At 64.4% G+C, this 1,587-nt stretch carries 2 protein-coding genes and 1 pseudogene; 1 reads left to right on the top strand and 2 read right to left on the bottom strand.

From position 1 onward, the window contains the following. Window positions 1-95 (top strand): annotated as a pseudogene (locus EOB36_RS35625) (VOC family protein); the annotation flags it as partial. A 21-nt stretch (window positions 96-116) separates the two neighbouring features. Here EOB36_RS35625 and EOB36_RS33760 read toward each other — a convergent pair. Together EOB36_RS33760 and EOB36_RS33755 are read right to left on the bottom strand one after the other, a co-directional pair. After that, window positions 117-1,175 (bottom strand): glycosyltransferase, encoded by a 1,059-nt coding sequence (locus EOB36_RS33760; protein ID WP_128286586.1) that lies wholly within the window; start codon window positions 1,173-1,175, stop codon window positions 117-119. A gap of 98 nt (window positions 1,176-1,273) precedes the next feature. Continuing rightward, the coding region (locus EOB36_RS33755) for a hypothetical protein (protein ID WP_164897721.1) at window positions 1,274-1,587 on the bottom strand (314 nt) is incomplete at its 5' end.

Genomic DNA, 1,587 nt, shown 5'->3' with positions numbered 1-1,587 from the left:
CTTTCACCGTTCGCCCGTGGAACATGAAGGAATTCTATGTCTGGGACCCGCATGGCAATCTGCTGAGGTTCGGCTGCGCGCCCGAAGAAGTGTGAAGCTTCCGGGCCTGCCGGTTCTCAGGCCTTGCCGAACAATCGTCGCAGCGCCCAAACCACGCGCTTGGCGAAGCGCTTGCGCAGCCGTCGCAAACGGCTTCGGCGACCAAGAAATGGCATGACACGCGGATCGTCGCCGAGGCTGCCAAACCGCTTGGCGTGCTGCGACAGGAATCCGGGCACAAAACCCCGGCCATTGGCGGCGGCGAGCTGCTCTGCACTGGCCACGACATAGTCGACGATATCATTCGCCATGACCATCTCATGCGCTCGGTATGCCAGCGATTGCTGCACATTGCCGCCGGTGTAGGCGATGTTGGTGGATGCGTTGGCCCCGTGCAGGCGGTAGAGGCCGAGACATTCCGACAGGAGCAGGCTGCCGGCCGCCAGATGCGCACATGTCGCCGCGAGATAGTCGGTCCCTATCCTGGCCTTGAACGGGAACGCCAGAACCGGTTCCAGCGCGGCGCGCCGAAAGACCATCGACGATGTCGGCGCCCACATCCAGCCATAGGCGCCGGGCTTGAAATACGTGATCGGATGGTCCGAAGCATAGCCGATCTCCGGCGCCATCGCGCCAAGCTGTTTGCCGGGGATGATGCCGACGCCAGGTCCGTCCAGACTGGAACGCGGCTTTCGCAATTGAATGTAGGTGCCAGCCAGCAAGCTGCGATCGCGGTCGACCAGAAAGACATCGGAACTGGACAGCGATGCCGGGCGCGTCGCATTCAAATGGGCGGCAAGGTGCGCCACGAGAAAATTCGGCAACCAGATATCGTCGGCATCGAGAAACGCCACGAACGGCGCGTCGCTTGCGGCAAAACCATCGCGGAACGATTCAAGCTGGCCGCCATTTTGCGAACGCGCCAACAGGCTGAAGCGCGGGTCATCGATCGCTTCGAGTAGCCGGCGGATGTGATCGGCCGAGCCGTCGGTCGAAGCGTCGTCGACGATGACGCAGTGCCATTTCTGATAGGTCTGCGCCAGGACCGAGCGGATCGCATCCTCGACATAGTCGCGATAATTGTGACAGGTGATGACCACGCCGACACGCGGAAGCTCAAACCCTGGTGGCTGCATCTGTTCGGCCTCGCCCCTGTCGAGTTGCCCACTTGTTAGTCGACGTGGCTTCTTGTCAACACGAGGCACTTTCGCGGCGAGCGGGCCTTGGGGGAATCTTACGCCGCGGCCAGCAGGCTGGCATTGCCGCCCGCAGCCGTGGTGTCGACGCAGACGGCGCGTTCATGCGCATAGGCCGCCGGGTTGAGCACTTCGCTGACCAGCGGCACGATCGGGCCGGCGCGGTCGGCGATCACCTTGCGCACGATACGCGCGGCCTCGGGCGTGCCGGAAAAGGCGACGACATCGACCCGCAGCGAGCGTGCCTCGACCGGGTCCGGACGGCCGTCGATGGCCGCAAGCGGCAGGCCCTTGCCGGTAAGCGGCGACAGCGCCGCCGGCGCACCGGGCGCGACGGCCAGCACCGCGCTGC

This window comes from Mesorhizobium sp. M6A.T.Cr.TU.017.01.1.1 (assembly GCF_004023115.1).
Taxonomy (GTDB): domain Bacteria; phylum Pseudomonadota; class Alphaproteobacteria; order Rhizobiales; family Rhizobiaceae; genus Mesorhizobium; species Mesorhizobium mediterraneum.
This window is presented reverse-complemented; position numbering and strand designations above follow the sequence as displayed.